The sequence below is a fragment of the Mycoplasma sp. 11548 genome, from assembly GCF_055523555.1.
Genome location: NZ_JBVFVF010000001.1, coordinates 1049967 through 1074618, shown reverse-complemented (window position 1 = coordinate 1074618; position 24652 = coordinate 1049967). Strand labels below are relative to the sequence as shown.

Sequence of the window (24652 nt, the reverse complement as noted above, 5' to 3'; positions counted from 1 at the left end):
TAATTGTGATGGGTGGTTATTTATCTTTGGAGAAAATTATGCAAAAAGAAAAATATTTATTTGCCATAGATTTAGATGGCACAACACTTTTTTCAAGTGCTACTGGGGAAATACATGACTTAACAATGGCTGCTATTAAAAGAGCTAAAAATGAAGGTCATATTGTATGTATTTTAACCGGAAGACCATGAAGAAGTACACAACGTATCTATGAAACTTTAGGGCTGGACACTGTTGTTTCTAACTTTAATGGAGCTCACATCCATAATCCTTGTGATAAATCTTTTATTCCACATATTAAATATTTAAACCTAAATGAAGCTTTATATATTTTAGGTGATGAAAAAGTCCAAAAAGAAATTACTAATATTGCAATTGAAGGACCTGACTGAGTGCAGCTAGAAAAACGTGATGAAGATTTAGAGAAAGTTTTTGGTTTTTCATCAGCACCAAAATTAAAGTTTGGTTTAGATTTTTATAAAATTCCTTTAATGCCTACAGGTATTTTATTTGATGTACGAAAAGACACAGATGTTGAAGCTTTAAGATGTTATCTTAAAGCAAGATATGGTGATTTAGCTGAATTTTCATATTGATCAAAAGGAGAAGGTTTAAGCCCAGTCTTTGATATTACTAATATTGTGGCTAATAAAGGAAAGGCATTAAGTGTTTTAACTAGATATTATGATATAAAAACAGAAAACATTGTTGCTCTTGGAGATGGATTTAATGATGTTCCGATGTTTAAAATAGCCAATGTCTCAGTCGCTATGGGAAATGCATCAAAAGATGTTAAAAGATATGCGAATGTTAGAATTAATAAAACAAATAAAGATGGTGGGGTTGGGTGATACATCAACAAGTTTTTAGATAACCCAGAAGCAGAAATTCAAAAAGCAACAGAAAAAAGAAAAAGAATTAGACAATTTGAGGAAGAGTAGTGAAATTTCTTCAATTAAATGAAGAAATTTTATCTTCTAATATTTTAGGTATTGATGAAACGGGAGTAGGGGATTACTTTACTCCTTTAGTTGCTTGCTGTGCTTTTTTGCCACAGGAAATGCATCAATGAGCAAAAGAACTTGGAGTTAAAGATTCCAAGTTACTAACAAATAGAAAAATAAAAGAAATAGGCAAGGAATTAAAATTAAAAGTACCACACTCTTTCTATGTCTTATCACAACAAGGTTATAATACAATGGTTACTAAAAAATTTAATGCTAATGAACTTAAATTTTTTATTCATACCAATGCAATTTTAAATTTTGAAAAAAAATATCAAATTGCAAATAAAGAAATTGTGGTTGATCAATACTCGACAACTAAATCAATTGATCGTTATGCTCAGCGATTTAGTTTTATTGATGATTTTAATAACTTATATAATAAATATAATCAGATATATTTAACTCAAAAAGCTGAACAAAAATATTTGTCAGTGGCCTGTGCATCTATTTTGGCTCGCTATTACCTTTTAGAATATATGGAAAAGCAAAATAAGGATTGAAATTTTTCTTTTCCCTTTGGAGCGAGCAAAGCGGTGAAAGAAAAAGTATTAGAGTTTAAAAAAAACCATGGGGACCTTGCTTTATGCAAAGTTGCTAAAACAAATTTTAAAATTTAATTTGTTCTTTTTTGGTTTTACGTAATACATAAATTTAACGATACTTCGGAGGAAAAATGGCCGAAGAAACAACAAACTTAAACAAATCAATTATAAAAACAGCAATTACACAAATTGAAAAGAAATTTGGAAAAGAATCAATTATGCTTCTTGGTGATGTCAACGATATTACTGTTGATACATTCCATAGTGGTAGTTACATCCTTGATAAAATTTTAGGAATTGGCGGCTATCCTAAAGGGCGAATTATTGAAATTTATGGACCAGAAGGTTCGGGAAAAACTACTTTATCATTACATGCAATTGCAGAGGTGCAAAAGCGTGGTGGAATTGCAGCCTTCATTGATGCAGAACATTCAATTGATGCAGTGTTTGCAAGTAAACTTGGTGTAAATACTGATAATTTAATTTTATCCCAACCCGATTCCGGTGAACAAGCCTTAGAAATTGTTGATATTTTAGCAAGGCTTGGAAATATAGATCTTATAGTCGTTGATAGTGTTGCGGCTTTAGTCCCACTTGCTGAATTAAACGGGGAAATGAATGATCAACAAATTGGTGCACAAGCCCGTTTAATGTCTAAAGCATTGCGAAAAATTACTGGTAATTTAAACAAAAATAAAACAACAATTATTTTTATTAATCAACTTAGAGAAAAAGTAGGGGTAATTTTTGGAAATCCAGAAACCACACCAGGCGGAAGAGCATTAAAGTTTTATGCAAGCATTCGAATTGAAGTACGTAAAGGAACACAAATTTCAGGAGACAAAGAAATCTCAGGTAATGAAGTGAAGTTTAAAATTATTAAAAATAAGTTAGCTCCACCATATAAAAGTGCTCAAACAGAACTTTCCTTTAATGAGGGAATTGATAAATATGGTGAATTAGTAGATATTGCTGTTGATAATAAAATTTTCGACAAAAAAGGTGCTTGGTATAGTTATGAAGGCAATAACGTGGCCCAGGGTAAGAAAAATGCTAAAGACTATATTAAAGAAAATCAAGAAATAATGGATAAAATACTAGCTTCTTTAGAACAAATCAAAGCAGATAAATAAAAAAGAGAAATTCTCTTTTTTATTTTTATTTAATTGTATTATGATTATTAACATGAAAAAAAAGAAAAGTCTTAAGGTCTTATTTATTGGGGATATTTTTGGTTTGCCAGGAATTGTTACCGTTGAAAAATTTTTACACAAAATAAAAAAACAACATAATGTGGATTATGTTATAGCGCAAGGAGAGAATATCACAGGTCGCAAAGGACTTAACGAAAATGACTATAACCGCCTTTGTAAAACTGGTGTTGATTTTTTTACTATGGGTAATCATGTTTGAGCTAATTTAGATATATATAATATTATAAATAATAGCAATATAGTTAGGCCGTATAATGTGATTAGCAAATATCCAGGACTTGGCAGCCAAATAGTAAATGTTAAAGGATTTACTTTAAGAATTACTTCAATGATGGGGCAGACTTTTAACGAACTAAGACATCCATGGCTTGAAAATAGTGCCAGTAATTTTATTACTGCTGTGGATGAATTATTATATGAAGCACAACCGTCAGATTTTCATATAATTGATTTTCACGGCGAAACCACAAGTGAAAAATATATTTTTGCGTTACATGTTGATGGGAAGGTTGATGCAGTTTTAGGAACTCATACACACGTTCAAACAAATGATGATCATTTACTTCCACACGGAACACTTTATATAACAGATGCAGGAATGACAGGGCCAATTGATAGTGCAATTGGTGCTAGAGTTGAAGAAGTAAAAAATAAGATTATTAATCCTGATTCAAGAGATAAGTTTTATGTTAGTTCCAATAACACACAATTTAATGCTGTTTTATTAACTTTGTATAAAAAAGGATTAATAAATAAACAAAACAAAATTAAAAAAGTAAATTTATTTAATTTAAAGATTTATTAAATTATTATTCATAATTAATTCTCTTAATAATAAAACAATATATATAGTTTGATTATATTAAAAATTTTTTGGTTTTTATAACAATTCAATGAATTATTATATTTTTTAAATATCACTAAAAAAACAACCCAACAAAAAAATAAAAAAATATTTTGGTTTTTATTTTTTTGTACTATAATTATCTTGCGCTTTTTGAAAAAGCAGCATGAAGTTCTTTGAAAACTAGATATACACACAAAACATGACAGTCAATTTTTTCGAGAGTTTGATCCTGGCTCAGGATGAACGCTGGCTGTGTGCCTAATACATGCATGTCGAGCGGAGTTCTTTTAGAACTTAGCGGCGAATGGGTGAGTAACACGTACTTAACATACCTCTTAGATTGGGATAACGGTGAGAAATTATCGCTAATACCGGATACTTATATAGTTCGCATGAATTATATATAAAAGGAGCCTTAAAGCTTCACTAAGAGATTGGGGTGCGGAACATTAGCTAGTTGGTAAGGTAATGGCTTACCAAGGCGATGATGTTTAGCGGGGTTGAGAGACTGATCCGCCACACTGGGACTGAGATACGGCCCAGACTCCTACGGGAGGCAGCAGTAGGGAATTTTCCACAATGGACGAAAGTCTGATGGAGCGACACAGCGTGCAGGATGACGGCCTTCGGGTTGTAAACTGCTGTTATAAGGGAAGAAAAAGCATTAGAGGAAATGCTAGTGCCTTGACGGTACCTTGTCAGAAAGCAACGGCTAACTATGTGCCAGCAGCCGCGGTAATACATAGGTTGCAAGCGTTATCCGGAATTATTGGGCGTAAAGCGTCTGTAGGTTGTATGTTAAGTCTGGCGTGAAAACTTGGGGCTCAACCCCAAATTGCGTTGGATACTGGCATGCTAGAATTGTGTAGAGGTTAGCGGAATTCCTAGTGAAGCGGTGAAATGCGTAGATATTAGGAAGAACACCAATTTGGCGAAGGCAGCTAACTGGGCACATATTGACACTGAGAGACGAAAGCGTGGGGAGCAAACAGGATTAGATACCCTGGTAGTCCACGCTGTAAACGATGATGATTAGCTGATAGAAAATCTATTGGCGCAGCTAACGCATTAAATCATCCGCCTGAGTAGTATGCTCGCAAGAGTGAAACTTAAAGGAATTGACGGGGATCCGCACAAGCGGTGGAGCATGTGGTTTAATTTGAAGATACGCGTAGAACCTTACCCACTCTTGACATCTTCTGCAAAGCTATAGAGATATAGTGGAGGCTAACAGAATGACAGATGGTGCATGGTTGTCGTCAGCTCGTGTCGTGAGATGTTCGGTTAAGTCCTGCAACGAGCGCAACCCTTATCCTTAGTTAATTTTCTAGGGAGACTGCCCGAGTAATTGGGAGGAAGGTGGGGACGACGTCAAATCATCATGCCTCTTACGAGTGGGGCAACACACGTGCTACAATGGATAGTACAAAGAGACGCAAAATGGTGACATCAAGCAAATCTCAAAAAACTATTCTCAGTTCGGATTGTAGTCTGCAACTCGACTACATGAAGTCGGAATCGCTAGTAATCGTAGATCAGCTACGCTACGGTGAATACGTTCTCGGGTCTTGTACACACCGCCCGTCACACCATGGGAGCTGGTAATGCCCGAAGTCGGTTTTGTTAACTACGGAGACAACTGCCTAAGGCAGGGCCGGTGACTGGGGTGAAGTCGTAACAAGGTATCCCTACGAGAACGTGGGGATGGATTACCTCCTTTCTACGGAGTACATTAAGTTACAATTCATTTTAGTAACAATTACCAATTTATGATATGGTTATCATTTCTTATTTAATGTCATGGTTGAGATAACCCAACATGTATATCTAGTTTTGAGAGAACTTCTCTCATTTTGTTCTTTGAAAACTGAATAGTAAAGATAAATTAATATAACAACGACATCAAAAAATAAATTAGTCAATTTGTTTTGGATAACCGAGTAATTATTTTATGAATAATTTATTAAAATGTCTTTGAATACATCAACAACAATAGGTAAATATTGAACTTTTAAATAAGTAAGAGTGAGTGGTGGATGCCTTGGGTCTGGAAGTCGATGAAGGACGTGATTACCTGCGATAAGCCTCGTGGAGCTGGATATGAGCTACGATACGGGGATTTCCGAATGGGGAAACCTAGTTAGAGTAATGTCTAACTGCTTCAAGATGAATAAAATAGTCTTGATTGCGAGACACGTTGTGAACTGAAACATCTTAGTAGCAACAGGAAAAGAAAATAAAATATGATTCCATTAGTAGCGGCGAGCGAAAGTGGAAGAGCCCAAACCACCTTAGGGTGGGGTTGTAGGACTATCTACATAAAGTTACAAATTTTTGTTATAGCAGAAAAAGTTGGGAAACTTTAGCATAGAGGGTGATACTCCCGTATGCGAAATAGCAAAAACTTTTGATAGCATCCTGAGTAGGGCGGGGCACGTGAAACCCTGTCTGAATCTGCCGGGACCATCCGGTAAGGCTAAATACTAACCAGACACCGATAGTGAACTAGTACCGTGAGGGAAAGGTGAAAAGAACCCCGGGAGGGGAGTGAAATAGATTCTGAAACCACTTACTTACAATTAGTCAGAGGCCGTTAATGGCTGATGGCGTACATCTTGCAGTATGGACCGGCGAGTTATGTTAACATGCGAGGTTAAGCGGAAAAAAGCGGAGCCGTAGAGAAATCGAGTCTTAATAGGGCGTTTAGTATGTTGACATATACCCGAAACCAGGTGATCTATTCATGAGCAGGCTGAAGCTTGGGTAATACCAAGTGGAGGGCCGAACCGTAGTACGCTGAAAAGTGCCCGGATGACTTGTGAATAGCGGAGAAATTCCAATCGAACTTGGAGATAGCTGGTTCTCCTCGAAATAGCTTTAGGGCTAGCGTGTGATGTTAAACTTTGGTGGTAGAGCACTGAATATGGAATGGCCGCGCCTAGCGGTACTGACTATAATCAAACTCCGAATACCATTGTGTATTGTCATGCAGTCGGAACCGGGGTGCTAACGTCCCGGCTCGCGAGGGCAACAACCCAGATCGTCGGCTAAGGTCCCAAAATTATGTTAAGTCAGAAAGGTTGTGAGATTTCATAAACAACTAGGAGGTTGGCTTAGAAGCAGCCACCCTTTAAAGAGTGCGTAATAGCTCACTAGTCAAGAGATCTTGCGCCAATAATGTAACGGGAGTAAAACATAATACCGAAGCCACGGGTACGAAAGTACGTTAGAGGAGCGTTCTTAATGCAACGAAGTCAGACCGTGAGGACTGGTGGAGCGTTAAGAAGTGAGAATGCCGGTATGAGTAACGATTCGTAGTGAGAATCTACGACGCCTATTGGGAAAGGTTTCCTGGGGAAGGTTCGTCCACCCAGGGTTAGTCAGGACCTAAGGAGAGGCTGAAAAGCGTATCTGATGGATAACAGGTTAATATTCCTGTACTGCCTTGTTATAGTGATGGAGTGACGGAGAAGGATAACACTACCTATTAATGGATTTAGGGGTAAGTAGTGACTGGTGAATATAGTTAAATGCGTATTCTACAACCGGGAGCTACGATGCATAAGGCTTTGGCCTGAATTGTGTGATTTCATACTTCCAAGAAAAGCTTCTAAACGTTTAAATAACAGGGTACCTGTACCGAGAACGGACACACGTTCCCAAGATGAGTATTCTAAGGCGAGCGAGAAAACCAATGTTAAGGAACTCTGCAAATTAACCCCGTAAGTTCGCGATAAGGGGTGCCAACATTAAACCGTTGGCCACAGTAAATTGTGAGGGGCAACTGTTTATCAAAAACACAGCTCTCTGCTAAACCGCAAGGTGATGTATAGGGGGTGAAGCCTGCCCAGTGCCCGAAGGTTAAGTGGATGCGTTAGCTTAATGCGAAGCGTTGAAATGAAGCCCGGGTGAACGGCGGCCGTAACTATAACGGTCCTAAGGTAGCGAAATTCCTTGTCGGCTAAATACTGACCTGCACGAAAGGCGTAATGATCTCTCAACTGTCTCAACATTGGACTCGGTGAAATTATGGTCCCAGTGAAAACGCTGGGTACCCGCATCAAGACGAAAAGACCCCATGGAGCTTTACTACAACTTCGTATTGAAACTTGGCCTAACATGTGTAGGATAGGTGGGAGACAGTGAGATCAAGGCGCTAGCCTTGAAGGAGTCGACCTTGAAATACCACCCTTGGTATGTTGAGTTTCTAACCTGCCGCCGTTATCCGGCGGGGAGACAGTGCGTGGTGGGTAGTTTGACTGGGGCGGTCGCCTCCTAAAAGGTAACGGAGGCGTTCAAAGGTACACTCAATACGGTCAGAAACCGTATGTAGAGCGCAAAGGTAGAAGTGTGCTTGACTGCGAGACCTACAAGTCGAGCAGGTGCGAAAGCAGGACTTAGTGATCCGGCTGTACGTCATGGAACGGCAGTCGCTCAACGGATAAAAGTTACCCTGGGGATAACAGGCTTATCTTGCCCAAGAGATCACATCGACGGCAAGGTTTGGCACCTCGATGTCGGCTCATCGCATCCTGGAGCTGGAGTCGGTTCCAAGGGTTTGGCTGTTCGCCAATTAAAGCGGTACGCGAGCTGGGTTCAGAACGTCGTGAGACAGTTCGGTCCCTATCTGATGTGGGCGTTGGAATATTGATGAGAGCTGCTCTTAGTACGAGAGGACCGGAGTGGACGTACCGCTGGTGTTCCAGTTGTTCCGCCAGGAGCATAGCTGGGTAGCTAAGTACGGAAGGGATAACCGCTGAAAGCATCTAAGTGGGAAGCCTCCTCAAAGATAAGTATTCCCTTGAAATTCCTTGTAGACTACGAGGTTGATAGGATGGAAGTGTAAGTGTAGTAATACATTCAGCTGACCATTACTAATAAATTGATAGGTTTAAAAGTTAAATGTATTCATGACATTTTAATAAATTACTTTACTGTTCAGTTTTCAGAGAATAAGTAAAAACTCCCCAGAGGGGAGTTTTTTGTTAAAAGGTTAAAAAGTTAATTTGTTTGTTAAACTAAAATATTTTATTAAATGGACTAACATATTTAGTATATAGGATCATCCTTAAATTAATTTTAGTGCAATTTTATGGGTCACTATAAAACTGCTGCATTTTCTGTTTCCGCATACATTTGTTATGTAAAAATTAAAAGATAATTGTTTTCTTAATATCTCGCATGTGATTTTCAAAAACTCAATTTCCCTTGATCAAAACATTTTTTATGCTATAATTTTATTAGGTATATTTAAAATATTAAAATTATTTATTAGAATGAAATTTTATTAATAAAAAAAGATTACATTAAAATTAAATTTACATAAAATTAAGGAGATAATTATGAAAAAGAAACTAAAAGTTGGCTTTTTAACTTTAATAAGCACTAGTGCTTTAATAACATTTTTTGCTACGCCAGTGGCCAAATATATTACACGAGATACAATGTGATATGAAAATCTTAATGACATAAAATTTGAAACTAGGGACCAAGGCACCACTATCGCATTAAATCAAAATAATGAAGCAATTGCTATCCCGGTTAACAACAATTTTGAATTGAAACTATTACTAAACCCTGGTTTTGAAACTGAAAATGAAGAATTTTTAAGCAATTTTAATCATGATTTTATAAATAAAGTTAATCAAAATAATTTAAAATATAAATCATTTGAAAACCTTACAATGATGCCTATTGTCTGATTTTATTTTGAAAATGAATTTGAAAGAAAAACTTTTGTAGATAAAATTTGAAATTGAAAAGAAATTTTTAAAATTATATTATTTAAAAATGAAAAACCTGAACCACAAGCAAAAATTGATGTACTTAATCATATTCTTTCTGAAAACGATCGACTTTATGGCGGTGGGTCATATAACTATGCTCCAGATACAACAAACCCACACTTTGAAAAATTTAAGCAATCGGTTCAGAAAAATGCTGAAATTGTAAAAGTTAGTGGTTATATGAATAATAACCACATTAATAAAATAGGAGTTTTAGAATCATGAGCATATCCATTTGATAAAAGCTATCAAAAATACTTTAAAAATGGAATTGAAATAAATGATCTTAATGAACAAACCAAACCTTGATATAAAACACACTCCACAATGGTTTCAATGATAGCAGGTGGAGCTTTTGGATTTGATAGAACTTCGCAAATATATTTATATAATTTTGGTGAGCATGAAAGTAAGTGGGCAACAACAATAGAGAAAATGGTAAAAACAGATGGAATTAGGATTATCAATCACAGTTATGGGCCATCAATGTATGATGAAGATGGTAATCGATTCCAATCATATGATTTAGGTTACGATGAAAATGCATATTTTTTAGATTACATAACTAGAAAATATGGAGTAATTAACATTTTAGCTGCATCTAACAATGGTGAAAATAATACACATTACATAACAAACCAAAACTTATCTTTTAATACAATAATTATTGGAGCACTTGATGATTCTGCAACTAAGTATAATATTAAAAAGAATATAATAGCTTCATATTCAAATTATCGTCATTTCAAAGAATTTGAAAATATATCGAAGCCATTAGTTGTTGCTCCAGCACAGTTTTATAATCCTGTATATAATATAAATAGTTATTATAATGGAACAAGTTATGCTGCACCTGTAGTAACTGGTTTGATTTCTAACTTACTCAAATATAGATCAGATATTATAAATAGCGATTATAAAATACCAATTGTAAAAGCAATTTTATCATCATCTGCCGTTAGTCCAAAGCACGACAATTTAAACTATAAGTCAAGTGGTTATGAACAAAAATTCGGTGCTGGAACTGTTGATTTTAAAACAATGTTAGAAGCAGCTAACAACTATTCAACACTAAAAATTCATCCAACTAATGATAGTGGTTTTGTATTTTCAAGTAAAGAAATAAATTTAAAAAAGAATCAAACGATAAAAATATCTAGTTCCTGAATGTTTAATGCTGGTCTTTTAAATCAATCTGAAGTTAGGCCAGAGTATAAAGAAAATACAAGTTGGTGAAATTCATTTTTAAATTTCTTTTCTCCATCACGTAAAAGAAGCCAAGAACTAGAAAAACAAAAAACTATTGCCGAGGGTAAAATGTGAGACTTAACTCATAAATCTGAGATTCGTTTGACTCAATCTGAGGCAATAAAACGTCAAAACAACAATTGATTTTCTGATTATGACTTATATTTAGAAAAAAAGGAATCAAATGGGAAATGGGTTGTTGTGAAGATGATTCAGTCTGCAGTGAGTAATGATGAATTATTAGAATATAAAGCAACTTCTTCAGGGACTTATAGATATCGCATTAAAAAGTATGAGAAATATGACTTTAGCAATTCTGTATATGATTTAATAGCTGTAACACATGTGGTAAGAAATGAAGATTAATAAAAAGCTATGATTTTCTTTTGGTGCTTTATTAACAACACCACTAACTACATTATCTTGTTCTTTGCCATGAAATACGAATTTTGTTGAAATTTTAGATGAACTTAATGAAAAAGCCAAAACCTTTCATACAACAAAAGGTTCTTTGCCATGAAATACGAATTTTGTTGAAATTTTAGATGAACTTAATGAAAAAGCCAAAACCTTTCATACAACAAAAGTTTTTGTACCTGAGCAGTGATTAAAAGATGATGTATATATAAAATCCGAGAGGGTCCAAAAAAAAGAAGGAACCCGATTTGCCTTTAATTCTTTTTATTTTGATAATTTTCCTACTGAAAAAAAACTTGGAGGAATTATAAAAATAGAAACTAAAGAAGACTTTGATGAATATATAATTAAACGATTTAAAGAACTTCACAGTTTTGATGATTTTAATGAAGATTCCCAAATTAAAGATTTATTCAGTAGATTATATTTAAATAATAACGAAGTATATGAGTTTTTAAAAAATAATACTATTTTCATTATTCCGTATATTTTAACAACTTGATTTGGTGGGATAATACCTGCTTATGATGAGAATAAAATAATTTTGTATCGAATTTCTGGGGCTCCTCGTCTTAATTTACCAACAGTAATTCCTGAAAGTTATTTATGAAGTGTCTTTAGCATACCAAAGCATATGAAAATAGAAATTAGACGTGTGGCTAATGATTTATTATCTATGGACGAATATACCAGCCAGGTTATAGAATGATATAATACAGTTTATAAGAAAATTTATCCATAATTTTTTTATATTCAATAATGTATGTTTATATATTTAAGTTAGAAATAAATTAACCATATAAACAACTATTAAATGGAAATGTCACATGCAAGTTTTTTTGCATGTGACATTGTTTTTGTCTGCCTTGTAATAAAATAGTTGTATTAATAATTTTTCAAAAAATAAAGGAGACCTTAAAATTATATGAAAAATTTAGAAAAATATATTTGTGTTTTTGACAAATATCGAAAAGAAAATAAATATCAACACTTTAAAATCGAAGAGAATCATAATACTATTTTGAAAATGCAAGGAGCACTTGAGTCGCAACGAAAATTACGATCAGATCAAATCGATCTAGAACAACTTTATAATATTTTACAAGAACTTTCAGAAGGCTTCTCAATCCAAGAAGTAGCCAAGATTTTTGATAGAGACATTCGAAGTATAAAAAGTAAAATCCAAATTATTACAAATCGCATACCACTTAGTTTAGATAAACAAAATCGTTATGTTTGTCCTAAGTGTTCAAAAAGAGTAATGCGGGTTAAAACCCTTAATTTTAGTAAACTATACGAACATTTATTAGGCTATTCATTTTCGCGACTCTTTTTTGTAAGTGATGCAATTAAAGAGAAATGAAAGGTCTACAGAAAATATTGGTATAGTGAGCTTAATACATACAATAAAAATAGAAATAAAAAGAATTTGCACCAAAAAGAAGTTAAGAAATCAGTTACCTATAGACAGGGAAAAAATATTCGGACAAAATCCGAATATTTTTAATATAAAGAAAAAGAGGTAGTTATGAGACATTTAAAGACTAAGGAATGGGTCAAAATTTTTGACTTATACGATAAATATTTGAACCTGGGAATAACCAAGGCAGAATTTGATAATTTCTGTTTTGATATCAGAGAAGTATACTGAAATAAAGAATCAATGAGAAATATGTTAAAGAAAAGAAAACTGTATAATTTAAATATGAACATAGAATCACAAAGCGGTAAATCACCTAAGAAAGATAAAGGTGTTGGGAGAAAGAAAAAGAAAGTTCTCGATTATACATGAATTGATACTCTTAAAGATGATGAAAAAGATGCAGTTATAAAATACTACTATCGAATTTTTAATGAAAATAATATTGATGCAGATATCTCAAAGATAAAGAAAATCAAGAATCTTTCACATACTAAAAAATCTAAAATGATATGTGTTTCAAGATCTACATATTACGAGAAATTGAAAGATAACAACAAGACTAAAGAACTAAAGGTTAAACACAAAGAAATAATTTTTCAAAGTTTTGTCGAAAATAAAGAAAGGTATGGACGAAGGAGACTTGCTAAATATATTTTCCAAGAATATAATATTCAAATAAATCCTAGAACCCTAGGAAATTATATGAAAAAACTGAATTTGAAAACATTTGTTAGACAAAAACATAAAACTAAAGAATCTAAAAATACTAGTGTTAAAGTACCTGATTTAGTAAAAAGAGATTATAATTCAAGCAACAATAATATATATGCAACAGACGTGACCTATATACCAGCACCAAAAGATATTGAACAGAATCATATTTATTTATCTGCAATTATTGATCATAAAACTAAGTTTGTGACCTATGAATTATCACTTAGAAATGATACTGAACTAATTTTGAATAATATCACCAATACAAAATTCAAAAATAATTTTATTTTACATTCTGACCATGGATCTGCTTATTCTTCGCTTGAATATACTAAGAAAATAAAATCACTAAAAGGTAAAATATCAATGTCAAGAATTGGTAATAGTCTTGATAATCGTGAAATTGAATATTTCTTTTCAATTCTTAAAAGTGAAATTTTCCCAAATTTTCATCAAACCTGTAAAAGACTTACTTTTATTGAATTATCACAAAAAATCAAAGAATTTATAAACTGATATAATTATAAAAGAATAAGATAAAAAAAACCTTCCCAAAGCATTCCGTTTGGCTTAGACAAATGGTATGGTTGGGGAAGGTAAAACCGCCCGAAAAAAATTTCCCAGTTTACTATCTTGTGAATTCTTTTAAAAAATTCTCCCCTGATGAATTTGCTCCTTTACCTAGTACAATTTATAAAATAATCAAAAAATACCCTTATTTCCTTGATTTTGACCATATTGTTAAAAAATCTAAAGGTAAATATGGTATAAGGAAGAAAAAACAAACTAAACCTAAAACATTAAAATATGCTACAGAAATTTCAAAACGTCCAGCTTATATTAATGATCGCTCTGAACACGGCCATTTTGAATTAGACACCGTTATTGGTAAAATCAATGATACATATTGTATTGTGACCATAATTGAACGGCAAACCAGAATGTCTTATGCTATGCTCTCAAATCGCAACTCCAAAGCTATAAAACAAACTCTTGTCAAACTAATCAAGAAACATAACTTAGAGATTAAAACTTTAACAGTTGATAATGGTAGTGAAAATGTCTTATTGCACCAGGTTATTCCAACTGAAAGACTATTTAAATGCCAACCATATAGTTCATGACAAAAAGGTTCAATAGAAAATATGCACCGCTTAATTAGGTATTACATTCCCAAAGGAAAAAGCTTAGATAAATACTCTCAGCAAGAAATTGATTATATGATGGAAAAAATAAATAACTATGGCAAGTTGTACGGAAAAATAAGATAACTTAAAAATTTTTTTAATCCCCCGCCTTTGATTGCAATCAAAAGGGGCCTTACTTTTGGCAAAAGTAAGCAAAACCGACGAGAAAACGCTGCCGTGTTTTCTGTTTTCTCATACATTTTTTTATCTAAAAATTATGTTAAAATTAAAAGACAATTATTTTGTTAACATCTCGCAAGTGACTTTCCCAAAAAACAAAAAATATTTTCAGTTTTTTTTTTTTTTTAATTTATAATTTTAATGTCCTATTAAAATAAAAATAAAATTAGGGCAAATTAACTAATTAATAATATAAAAAAGGAGAAAACTGTGAATTTTTCAAAGAAAAAGAAACATTTTATTAAAAAAATATTAGGAATTGGTTCCTTATTTTGCGTTGCATCTATGGTTTACTTATCACCACATCAACATAGTAAAAATTTAGCTTATTGATATGAAAATTTAAAAACAGACAGGTTTGAAGTTCGGGAACAACTAACAACTTTGCATTCTAGTTCCAATACAACTACTACTGAATATATAGACAATAAATATGAACTAAAAATATTATTAAATACAGAATTTGATGCAGATAATATGGATCAAGTAAATGACTTTAATAAAAATTTTATAACTAAAATTAAAAATACAGGTTTAAATTATTTATCAACAATTACAAGCCTTATAATGCCTACTGTTTGAATTTACTTCAAAGATGAAAAGGATCGTGAAAACTTGGTAAATAAAGTAAAGGAATGACCCGAAATATTTAAGTTTATAATTTATAAAAATGAATATAAATCTTATAAGGTATCTGATGATATTTTAGAATGGATCTATAAGCCAACACCAGAGGAAAAAGATTATATGCGCAAATATATGGCTAATGAAACAAATGTTCATAAATACATAAATTCAGTTCATAATAATTTAGATATGGTTAATGGTTTAGGTTATGATAATAAAAAAGTTCTCAACAGTAAAATTGGTATAATGGAACTTTACCACAAAAATTTTGACAATAATTACACAAACTTTTTTGCAAATTGAATTAATATAAGTGAATCAGAACTAGGAATTGTCAAAAATAAAAAAGAGTATCATTCTACTTTTGTTTCATTAATTGCCGGCGGTAGACACGGTGTAGATAAAACCTCAACTATATATTTATCAACATTTTCAACACAAGGGGAATGACAAGTTCAACTTGAGAAGATGGTAATTGAAGATGGAGTTAGACTTATAAATCATAGCAATGGTGATGGTAAGTTTACTTATTCAGATGTTTCACATACGTTAGATTACTTGTCACGTAAATATGGTGTAATTAATGTTATAGCAGCCGGAAATATAAACGACAAAAACCAATATATAAATTCAAATGCATTATCATTTAACTCAATTGTGGTTGGTGCATTGGAAGATCATTCTACTAAAGAAAATATAAAAACAAATTCAGTGGCTTATTATTCAAAATATTCGCTTGTAAATAAACATAAAGATTTAGCAAAACCATTAGTTGTGGCTCCTGGTTATTTTTATCAAGTGGGGCATAACTCAAATCAATATGGGCATGGAACAAGTTATTCTTCTCCGTTTGTTACTGGACTAATTTCTAATTTACTAAAAAATAAACCAGAAATTGATAATTCAGAATTTAGAGTTCCACTAGTGAAAGTGATTTTATCATCCTCATCAATAACTCCAAAACTAAAGAATTTAACCTATAAAAGTAATGGCTATGAAGAAAAATATGGCGCTGGGACAGTCCACTTTACATCAATGTTGGAAGCTGCAAATAATTATTCAATCGCAAAGATAAATCCAGCAAGCACTCAAGAACTTATTCTTACAAGTAAATCACTAAAACTATCCGCAGGACAGAATTTAAAAATTGCGGCTTCTTGAACATCTAATGCGGATATTCTTAAAAATTCTGAACAACGCATTAAATATGATCATAATAAAAATTATTTATTTACAAACTATGATTTGATTCTTCAAAAACAAGATAATTGAGGTCGTTGGTACACAATTAAATCTCACAGTGTAGTAAAAAGTAATGATGAACTTATTGACTATCCTGTTTTAAATACTGGGGTGTACAGATATCAAATTTATAAAAGAAATGCTACTTGAAAAACTAATTTTGTTGATGATTTAATTGCAGCAACACACGTGGTGAGAAATGACTAAACTTAAAAAATTGTTAATTTTTTCATCATCATTATTTATACCAACTTCTTTATTGTCATGCAATAATAACTCTGATCCAGATATTAAAAAACCGGATGAGGATCCATATGAGGATGGTATGTTAGAATATTTTCGGGAAAGAGCTAAAAAGCGTGATGCTGATAATTTATTTCATGAAAAAATATCTGAAGACACAAAAAAAGAACAACTGAAATATGTTGTTGAGAAAGATTTTATAACAGATGAATTAAGAACTTTAAGTGCAACAGAACAGAATCGACGCTGAACTGAAAAACCTTATAACTGGCACTTTTTTGGTGAACCAAAATATTGGGGAGATCCGGTAATTATAAAAATTAGAACTCTTGAAGATTTTAATAATTTAATAATAAATAATGCAAAGAAATCAAAAACATTTCATAATTATCAAGATGAAAACAAAATAAAAGAACTTTTTGAAACAACATATTTGGGTGGTGAATCAGTAGATGAGGTATTAAGTAAATCCGATATTTACATTTTTGAACTGGGATCTGATTACAATCTTATAAGAATTAAACATAATGATATATTTTTTGTATATGGTATTAAAAATAGTAGTGCACCTAAATGAAATGTGGGTGTAACGTATTATGATTATTCAGAAATTTGGAAAGTTATGAAGGCACCGAAATATAGTCACATGGAATTTAAAAAATATGACGACTTAGATGATATTATATATTGGTATAATGATGTATTTTTACCAGAAACAAAAAAAACAGGGACAGAATAATTCCCTGTTTTTTAACATAAATATAATAAATATGGCCAATTGAAAAATTCCTAAAACTTGTTATTGATTTATTATTGCAGAAGAGGGTCCTAAAATTATTGGTGCTTAAATGACATAAAGAGTTAAAAGCAATGTTAATAGATGTGTTAGTATAAACTTTTTGCTTTACAGTATAATATTGTTTAAAATATGTAGAATAACTACTTTTTTGAACTACATTTTTAATTTTTTGCCCAGACTGTTGGGGTTAATCATTTTTTTATTTTTTGATTTATATTATGATGCTTTTGTTACAAAAAAAAGATAACGAAAAAACAAAGAAAAAAATTTTTTTCTTCTTTGGCAACTAAATTGGAAAATTTATATATTTTTTGATGTTTTTACTGTCTAAAAAATTAAGACATAATTATGCATATTGTTAAATTAACTATAAAATTTCAAAATGAAGCAAAAAGATTTTTAACCCCCCGCCCTTGATTGCAATCAAGGGGGCCTTACTTTTGAAAAAGTAAGCAAAACTTCCAGAAAACACGTGCCCGTGTTTTCTATTTTTATTATTTTCTTTTTTATTAAAAAATATTAAAATTAATATGCATCAATTTTTATTTCATCATTGATGCTTCTGTGTAATGTTCGAAGTATCTCTAAATACTCAGCCATAATCTTATTGGCTTCAAGGTTATTTCCTTGTGCATTCACAGAGACACTATTAAACTTTGAGATGTATAATTCAAGAGTTTTAAAAAATGAGTTTGTTTTCTTATGGATAAATGCTAGTTTTCCAACGGCAGGGATAGAATAATCTAAACCTTTCTCAAGAGCTCACATTTCTGTAAAGCTTAGATATTTTCCATTAGGTTCTTTGGCAAAGTATTTTTTTCCATTATATTTAAAATACAAATTATCATCAGAACAATGTACTAACACAACATCAGAATTATAAGGAAATATAATCCTTTTGTCATGCATATCGAAAGCTGCAAGGTTTTTACCTTGGTATCTAACAACACCATTTAAAACTTTTCTATTAATCTCTAAATCAACGGCTCAATTGCCGTTTTTCTTTCCTTCTTTTTGAAAGACATTATGTTTAGAAATTATTTTTTTATTCCTCGTGTTGTAATAATTTTGAAATACTTCGTTATTTTGCTTTAAATCATTAATATCTTTATATCCGTTTTCATGAATTAATAATGGGTATTGATCTAATGATGTTCTAAAAGATCTCTCAACGTGAGGTTTATGTTTGGGATTAGATGAACTGAGTACTTCTATTCCTTTTTTATTTAAATCTTTTTCAAAAATTGTTTGTGCGTTTTCGTTTCCCCAAAAAGTTCTTCTTTTATCAGTATAAATTTTCTTTGGAAATCCATATTTCTTAAATACTATTTCTAACAGTCTTTGATATCCTAATGTTGTTTCTTGTTCTTCAAATCATGCTGCTAATAATGTTCCAGTAGCAACATCAATTGCATGATAAAGATAGAATGGTTTATTATTTTTTAAATATGGTTCAAGCTGAGCATCGATTTCAACAATTTCACCAAATTCTAAATTTTTCTTTAGACCCAAAACTTGTCTTTGTTTTTCATTTTGTTTAATTTGTTTATAATATTTTTTTAATAGCAATGTTGTCTCTTGTGAAGTTTTCTTCTTTGATATTTTTGCTATTTTTCTTCCTCTTTTGGTTGTATGTATATTAAATAATCCTAATTGGTTGAATCTTCTTACCAAAGTTTTGTAAGAAATTTTTTGCCTTATAAAAGAACCATATTCTGAATAATAATAACTTTTAAACGAAAGTTGGTTATTTGTTAGAATGCTATTTAAAATAATTTCACATGTTTTTAAATAATCTTTAAACACTAATTCAATTTCTGAATCGGTAACTTTGCAACTTCTTTGTTGATTTTTATTTTTATGACTGATGTCAATTTCTTGATTACTTTTTATTATTTTTTTATATCTTTTTACAGTTGATACACTAAGGTTTGTAATTAAACTAAGTTGAGATAAAGATTTTTCAATATTAGCAGCAATTAATATGAGAGATTGCTGTTTTTTTAGTTCGTAGTTTGTTAAGTTTTTGTACTTATCTATGTTATGTTTGATTCTCATAAATAATTTATACCATATTTTAATTAAATTAGTTCACTTTCCATGGGATTTATATATGGACCTAAATAGTTGTCATTGGACAATAAACTTTTTGCTTTACAGTATAATATTGTTTAAAATATGTTTTACAGTATAATAAATAATATAAATAGGAGGCAATATTGCGTGGAATAAGCGGATTTGTTAATTTTGGTGATTTTAATAAATTTAAATTGGACCCTACAGTGTGATATAGTATATTTTTTTATAAATATTTTTATATTATTGCAATGATTATGATTGGAATTCTTATAATTATCCAGTTTTGTTATATTAGAGAAAACCATTTAAAACGAAAAAGTTATCAAATACCATTTTTTAATATTTTTGCTTTATTAAATGGATCTACTAAAGATTTTTTTATGAGAAATAAATTAAAATTAAATGAAGAATATTTTAAGATTATGATGTTGTTTATATCAAGGTATGATAAATATCTAAAAGATTGTATCTACACAGATAAATCTACAAAGTGAAATAAAATTCTTAAAATTTATACTTTTTTCTCTGGGTTTAGTGGTTTTGTGTTTCTTGGGTTGATGTACGAAGAATATTATATATTTATTATTATATTTACAATCATAAACTGTATTTTTGTATTTATAAGTTTCTTTATTATTTACAAAGTTGGAAATAACAAATTAATTATTCCAAACTATAAATCAACTGAATTACTTCAAGAATGGTGATTATTTAATCGTGAGTTACCTGATGAAAATTATTTTCATACCAAATATTCAAATTTTTTTATTAATTTCAACAATAAAAATGGTAAATTTTTCCTAAAAGACAAAGAATTTAAAAATAAGAGACTGAAAATAGAATTAAATATTAATAATTATGACAAAAAAATATTTACATCATTAGATGATTATAAAAATTTTTTACTTATACTCCCATTAGACAAACTTTATAAAAGCAAAAAAGAAAAGGATCCCCTATGAAAATAAAAAAACATTTCATTAGTTCATTAGATATTGTACAAGTAGCAAGTGCACCAGGTGTTATAAATAATGTGAGTCAGCAACATTTAAAAACTACAAATACTCAACAAAATGATATTAATAAAGCAAAAGAATATTTATCACAAGTTAAGGCTTCTGATATAAAAGCAAAGCTTAAAAATCCGACTGAATTAAACAAAATTTTAGAAAAAAATACCCACGATGAATTCGACAAATACCGTAATAAAGCTATTACAGATGTTTTGTCTAAGGTGGTGGTTACTAACGAAGAACAAAATTTAAAGTATATAAATGAAAGAATTTTTAGCATAGATCAAAACCCTATACTATCCTATGCACATTTATACTCTGTAATTACAACACCATTAAAAAAGACTGAACAAGAAAACCTTAAAAATAGTGCTCCTGAAGTTATTAAAACTGAACTAAATTGGTATGTTAACAATGATATTAATAATAAAGATTCAGAATCTTCGAAAATATTGCATATTATGTTACAAAAAACAAAACAAGAACTAATACAAAAAGATGTTTTATTAAAAAAATTACAGTACTCGATGCAAACTATTAAAGATATAGATACTGCTATTTTAGTTTTATCATTTGCTGCAGTTGGTGCTAGCCTGATTGCTTTTTTATGACCGCCTGCAGGAGCCCTTAGTATTTCATTAAGTATTATAATAATTATTCTTAATTATATTAAATCAGTTAATATTACAAAATCTAATTCTATTAAAAAAACACTTGGTATGTTAGATTCTTTGCGAGATGATGGTTTGTTATCAATTAGTAAAGATATGGGAAAGGTTGCTTTTGATAGTTTTTTACTTCATGATGAATTAAAAGCCTGAAAGAAAGAGGCTGCCAGAGTTTTATCAAAATCGACAGCAACTATGTTATCTGTTGTAAGTTTTATTTATGATGTAAATTCTATGATGGTATCATATAATGAGTTAAAAAAAGACTTGAATGAATTAATGAATATTCATTTTAATATCTGAAAGACTAATGAATTAAAACAGAAAAATAAACAAGAATGAGAAGAATTTAAAAGCCTAAATAAAATTGTAGTTATTTCTGAATCTCCACAAAATAAATCGTATAAATATGGAGGAACTGGGGGTACAAACAGACTGTTTAAGCGCTTAATTGATGGTAAGATTTTTACTCGTAAGGAAATGCTTAGTATGAGTAAATCTGAACTTGCAAGCTATAACCTTATAAAAGTTAAACGAACGGTTACTAAAAATAACAAAATATATACATATGAATATATACGCAGCAAATACAGTAACAAAAGCTTAAAGGATAATTTAGGTTAAATTATATGCTGCATATAGCTATTATTGTGGGATTTGCAATACTTTCTTTGCTTTGGTTTTTATATGCTATCTTTATTTTCGTACTTAATAAAAAAACTAAAAACCTTGGCTTAATAAATGCTACATTATATTTTTTGGGCTTTGGTGCCACACAAAAATATTTTATGGAAAATAGTATAAAAATTGATGACTGGTTTTTCGAAGCGCTGAAGAACCTTTATGATAAATATAGTTTATACTTTCAAAAGAGATCTAAGTTATTTAATGATGCTTCAATATTATCACATATCATAATGATTTCAACAAAGATATTTTCGATTTACATACCAATGCTTTTCTTATTAATAGATACAACCCCATATCCTGGAATTCCATTTTTTCTTCTGTCTTCTATATCTTTTTTTATATTTTTGGCTTATGTTATACATCTTCATTTAAAGAATTATGCTATTGCTAAAATTGATTGGGACAAAATAGAAGAATGAAGATCGCACAATAAAGGTCTATTAGATGAAAATTTTCTTAACCTTAGTGAATTAAAAAATCTATATCAGGAAAAATTTTTAAAACCAAAAAGAATTAGTATTTTATTTACTAAAAAATCAAGAGTTTTATTTATCAATAAAGTAAACTATGATTTAACTGATAAGGAAATTTTTGATACTCCGGAAAAATATTTATATTTTGCTCTTGTTTTACCTTATGAGAAAATATTGATAAATTTTAAAAAGAAAACACATAATTTTATTAAAGATATTTAAAAAACCAAGCAATTAATATTGTTTGGTTTTTAGTTATTAAATTTAAATTGTGAATATTCTTTATTAACACCTTCCTTAAAAACATGTGTTTTCATATTAGGGTTAATTTTAGCAAGTGCTTCGCGGTATGAATTACCTTCTGCTTGGTCCTTACCTCCTCCGTATATTAAATCATATTGAGGTAAGTTATATTTGCCATATAATCCTTGGTAATTATATCCTTCAGATCTAAAGGCAGATGACATACCAAGTAATGTATCAGGACCCACAGAGTGGAAGATGGAAACTAATTCATTTTTATCATTGCGAACTGACGATCCTGAAGCTCCACCAGGAGCTTCATAGTTTGCTAAAGCATACCCCAAGCCCATTTGGATGAGGCTTGTTGTTTTATCATTATAAACAGTTTTTAATGGGTTTGTATCAGTATCTACTAATGGTCAAGCCAAAAATGCATCATAAACCCCAGGTTTATTTTTAAAAGTAGTTACAGCTGGATTATTAGTTAGGCGATTTCCTATTATATTAGTGTTAGTATTCATATCAAGTTGACCCGTTGTTTGATTTAAATTAATAAACTTAGGATTTTTAGAAACTTGATTTGTTCACAAGTTTCTAAAATTAAAGTCAAAATTATATTTTTCTTCAACATAATTTACAATATCTTTTTCTGTAGTCAAATTCCTTGGCCATGATAAATTATTGGCACTAAATTCTTTTGGAAACCCTAGAGCTAGTAAGGTATCTTTTTGAGATCAATCACTATTGGCAAGGGGTTGATCTATTTTGTTATAGTTTGATAAATAAGATTCATTTAAGAACTTAATTTCCCGTTTATTCGCAAAATCATTCGTAAGTTTTTTTAGAAAATCAGCTGGATTTTCAAAGGAATTATTATTTTTAGGATTTTTAATTTCTAAACCAACCTTAGAATCTAGGTTGCTAAAATCTATTTCAATAACCACAAAATCAGCATACTCTTTGAATTCAGAAAAGCGGGCTTTTTGTTCTTGTGACAAATAATCCTTTGGATCTGCTTTTAAGAAATCAACAGCACGATAGACTATTTTAACACGATCTTTGAGACTTGGAACTTCTAAGTTAATATTAAAAGTTGTGAAATATTCATTTAAAGGTTTATTATCATTATTATTTCGCTCACGCATTGTTAAATTAGTATTTAAAGGAGCTTCTGGATCTAATCTTGTTAAATTAAAGTAAGTTGTATCTTTGGTAAATTCATTTGCAACATGCAAATTAGTTGCAATATACCATTTAGTCGGATATTGATTATTTTCTGAAAGTTCATAATCAATAATTCAAGCCGTTCCAAAGTATGAACTATTGATACCTTTGTAAATGTTAAGTGAATAAGTTTGCATAGCAATTTCTTTATAACTTTGATTGTTTAAAGTGCGACCTAAACCTTTACCAGGATTATCATTTAATTTAGCATAATTTTCTTCTGTTTTATTACTTAAAAAATCTCATTTAACCTGGATATTTAATCCGTCTATTTCCCCATTTTCTTTATAACTTGGAATTGTATTTGATTTATATCTTTGATTGTCAAAAGTATCATGGTTTAAGGTTTTAGCCAAAGTATCAAATTTTTGGGCATTTTCAGGTGATGTAGCTAATTTATTTTGGTTACGATAAACAACACCATCTTGGTATTGCGAATTTTGCTTTTGTTTGTTTAATAGTTTTAATTGGTCAACCATGTTTTTATTTTCAAGATCAAAACGGCCCGCATTATTTTGGTTTAAATAAAAATCAATATTATCTTTTTGTTCCTGAGTCAATTGTGGTGTAGGGGTGGTTGCTGGATTAACAGGTCCAGGGTCCACGGGACCAGGTTCAGTTCTTGGTGCGGGGTCTTGTGGCTTGGTTTGGCAACTTACCAAAGCAAAAGGTAAGGTTAAAGTACCTATGTTAAAAATTCATTGTATTTTTTTCTTCATAATTCTCCAATTATTAGTTTATTTATTATGCCTAAAAATCCAACATATTATGTTGGATTAAAGGTTA

The 24652-nt window shown here is 30.8% G+C and carries 16 protein-coding genes and 2 rRNA genes; 16 read left to right on the top strand and 2 right to left on the bottom strand.

Annotated features, from left to right (window positions below; genetic code table 4):
• The first annotated feature begins 38 nt into the window (after positions 1–38).
• The 13 genes from AC0B4K_RS04435 (at position 39) to AC0B4K_RS04375 (ending at position 17416) form a co-directional block, all read left to right on the top strand.
• Positions 39–941, top strand: coding sequence for a Cof-type HAD-IIB family hydrolase (locus tag AC0B4K_RS04435; protein ID WP_465101975.1), 903 nt, complete (start codon positions 39–41; stop codon positions 939–941).
• Positions 941–1624, top strand: coding sequence for a ribonuclease HIII (locus tag AC0B4K_RS04430; RefSeq protein ID WP_465103952.1), 684 nt, complete (start codon positions 941–943; stop codon positions 1622–1624). Before AC0B4K_RS04435 ends, AC0B4K_RS04430 begins: the two co-directional genes overlap by 1 nt.
• Positions 1625–1680: 56 nt before the next feature.
• Positions 1681–2682, top strand: coding sequence for a recombinase RecA (gene recA / locus AC0B4K_RS04425; protein WP_465101973.1), 1002 nt, complete (start codon positions 1681–1683; stop codon positions 2680–2682).
• Between the two features lie 52 nt (positions 2683–2734).
• Positions 2735–3568 carry a TIGR00282 family metallophosphoesterase gene (locus AC0B4K_RS04420; protein WP_465103951.1) on the top strand — a complete coding sequence of 278 codons (834 nt, stop codon included), beginning with the start codon at positions 2735–2737 and terminating at the stop codon, positions 3566–3568.
• 253 nt (positions 3569–3821) lie between these two features.
• A 16S ribosomal RNA gene (locus tag AC0B4K_RS04415) occupies positions 3822–5330 on the top strand.
• A gap of 289 nt (positions 5331–5619) precedes the next feature.
• A 23S ribosomal RNA gene (locus tag AC0B4K_RS04410) occupies positions 5620–8509 on the top strand.
• Together the 16S and 23S rRNA genes form the textbook arrangement of a ribosomal RNA operon.
• Positions 8510–8952: 443 nt before the next feature.
• Positions 8953–11010 carry a S8 family serine peptidase gene (locus AC0B4K_RS04405; RefSeq protein WP_465103950.1) on the top strand — a complete coding sequence of 686 codons (2058 nt, stop codon included), beginning with the start codon at positions 8953–8955 and terminating at the stop codon, positions 11008–11010.
• Entirely contained in the window at positions 11000–11803 is an 804-nt protein-coding gene (locus tag AC0B4K_RS04400) for a hypothetical protein (RefSeq protein WP_465103949.1), read from the top strand. The genes AC0B4K_RS04405 and AC0B4K_RS04400 overlap by 11 nt, the downstream gene beginning before the upstream one ends.
• A gap of 183 nt (positions 11804–11986) precedes the next feature.
• A complete protein-coding gene (locus AC0B4K_RS04395; protein ID WP_465103948.1) occupies positions 11987–12568 on the top strand; it encodes a hypothetical protein in 582 nt (193 codons plus the stop codon).
• A gap of 21 nt (positions 12569–12589) precedes the next feature.
• Entirely contained in the window at positions 12590–13738 is a 1149-nt protein-coding gene (locus AC0B4K_RS04390) for an IS3 family transposase (RefSeq protein WP_465103947.1), read from the top strand.
• A gap of 95 nt (positions 13739–13833) precedes the next feature.
• Positions 13834–14469: an IS30 family transposase gene (locus AC0B4K_RS04385; protein ID WP_465103946.1), complete on the top strand. Its 636-nt coding sequence runs from the start codon at positions 13834–13836 to the stop codon at positions 14467–14469.
• Between the two features lie 306 nt (positions 14470–14775).
• Entirely contained in the window at positions 14776–16641 is a 1866-nt protein-coding gene (locus tag AC0B4K_RS04380) for a S8 family serine peptidase (protein WP_465103945.1), read from the top strand.
• Positions 16634–17416: a hypothetical protein gene (locus tag AC0B4K_RS04375; RefSeq protein WP_465103944.1), complete on the top strand. Its 783-nt coding sequence runs from the start codon at positions 16634–16636 to the stop codon at positions 17414–17416. Before AC0B4K_RS04380 ends, AC0B4K_RS04375 begins: the two co-directional genes overlap by 8 nt.
• A gap of 585 nt (positions 17417–18001) precedes the next feature.
• Here AC0B4K_RS04375 and AC0B4K_RS04370 read toward each other — a convergent pair.
• Complete coding sequence (locus AC0B4K_RS04370) at positions 18002–19534, bottom strand: transposase family protein (RefSeq protein ID WP_465103318.1); 1533 nt, start codon at positions 19532–19534, stop codon at positions 18002–18004.
• Between the two features lie 401 nt (positions 19535–19935).
• Here AC0B4K_RS04370 and AC0B4K_RS04365 point away from each other — a divergent pair, with 401 nt between their 5' ends.
• Genes AC0B4K_RS04365 through AC0B4K_RS04355 form a run of 3 tightly spaced genes read left to right on the top strand, consistent with a single transcriptional unit; the run spans position 19936 to position 22621 of the window.
• Positions 19936–20523, top strand: coding sequence for a hypothetical protein (locus AC0B4K_RS04365; protein WP_465103943.1), 588 nt, complete (start codon positions 19936–19938; stop codon positions 20521–20523).
• Positions 20514–21860, top strand: coding sequence for a hypothetical protein (locus AC0B4K_RS04360; RefSeq protein WP_465103942.1), 1347 nt, complete (start codon positions 20514–20516; stop codon positions 21858–21860). Before AC0B4K_RS04365 ends, AC0B4K_RS04360 begins: the two co-directional genes overlap by 10 nt.
• 5 nt (positions 21861–21865) lie before the next feature.
• On the top strand, positions 21866–22621 hold the full coding sequence (locus AC0B4K_RS04355; RefSeq protein WP_465103941.1) for a hypothetical protein: 756 nt from the start codon (positions 21866–21868) through the stop codon (positions 22619–22621).
• Positions 22622–22650: 29 nt separating this feature from the next.
• Here AC0B4K_RS04355 and mip read toward each other — a convergent pair whose 3' ends face one another.
• Positions 22651–24585, bottom strand: coding sequence for an Ig-specific serine endopeptidase MIP (gene mip, locus AC0B4K_RS04350; RefSeq protein WP_465103940.1), 1935 nt, complete (start codon positions 24583–24585; stop codon positions 22651–22653).
• Positions 24586–24652 lie beyond the last annotated feature (67 nt).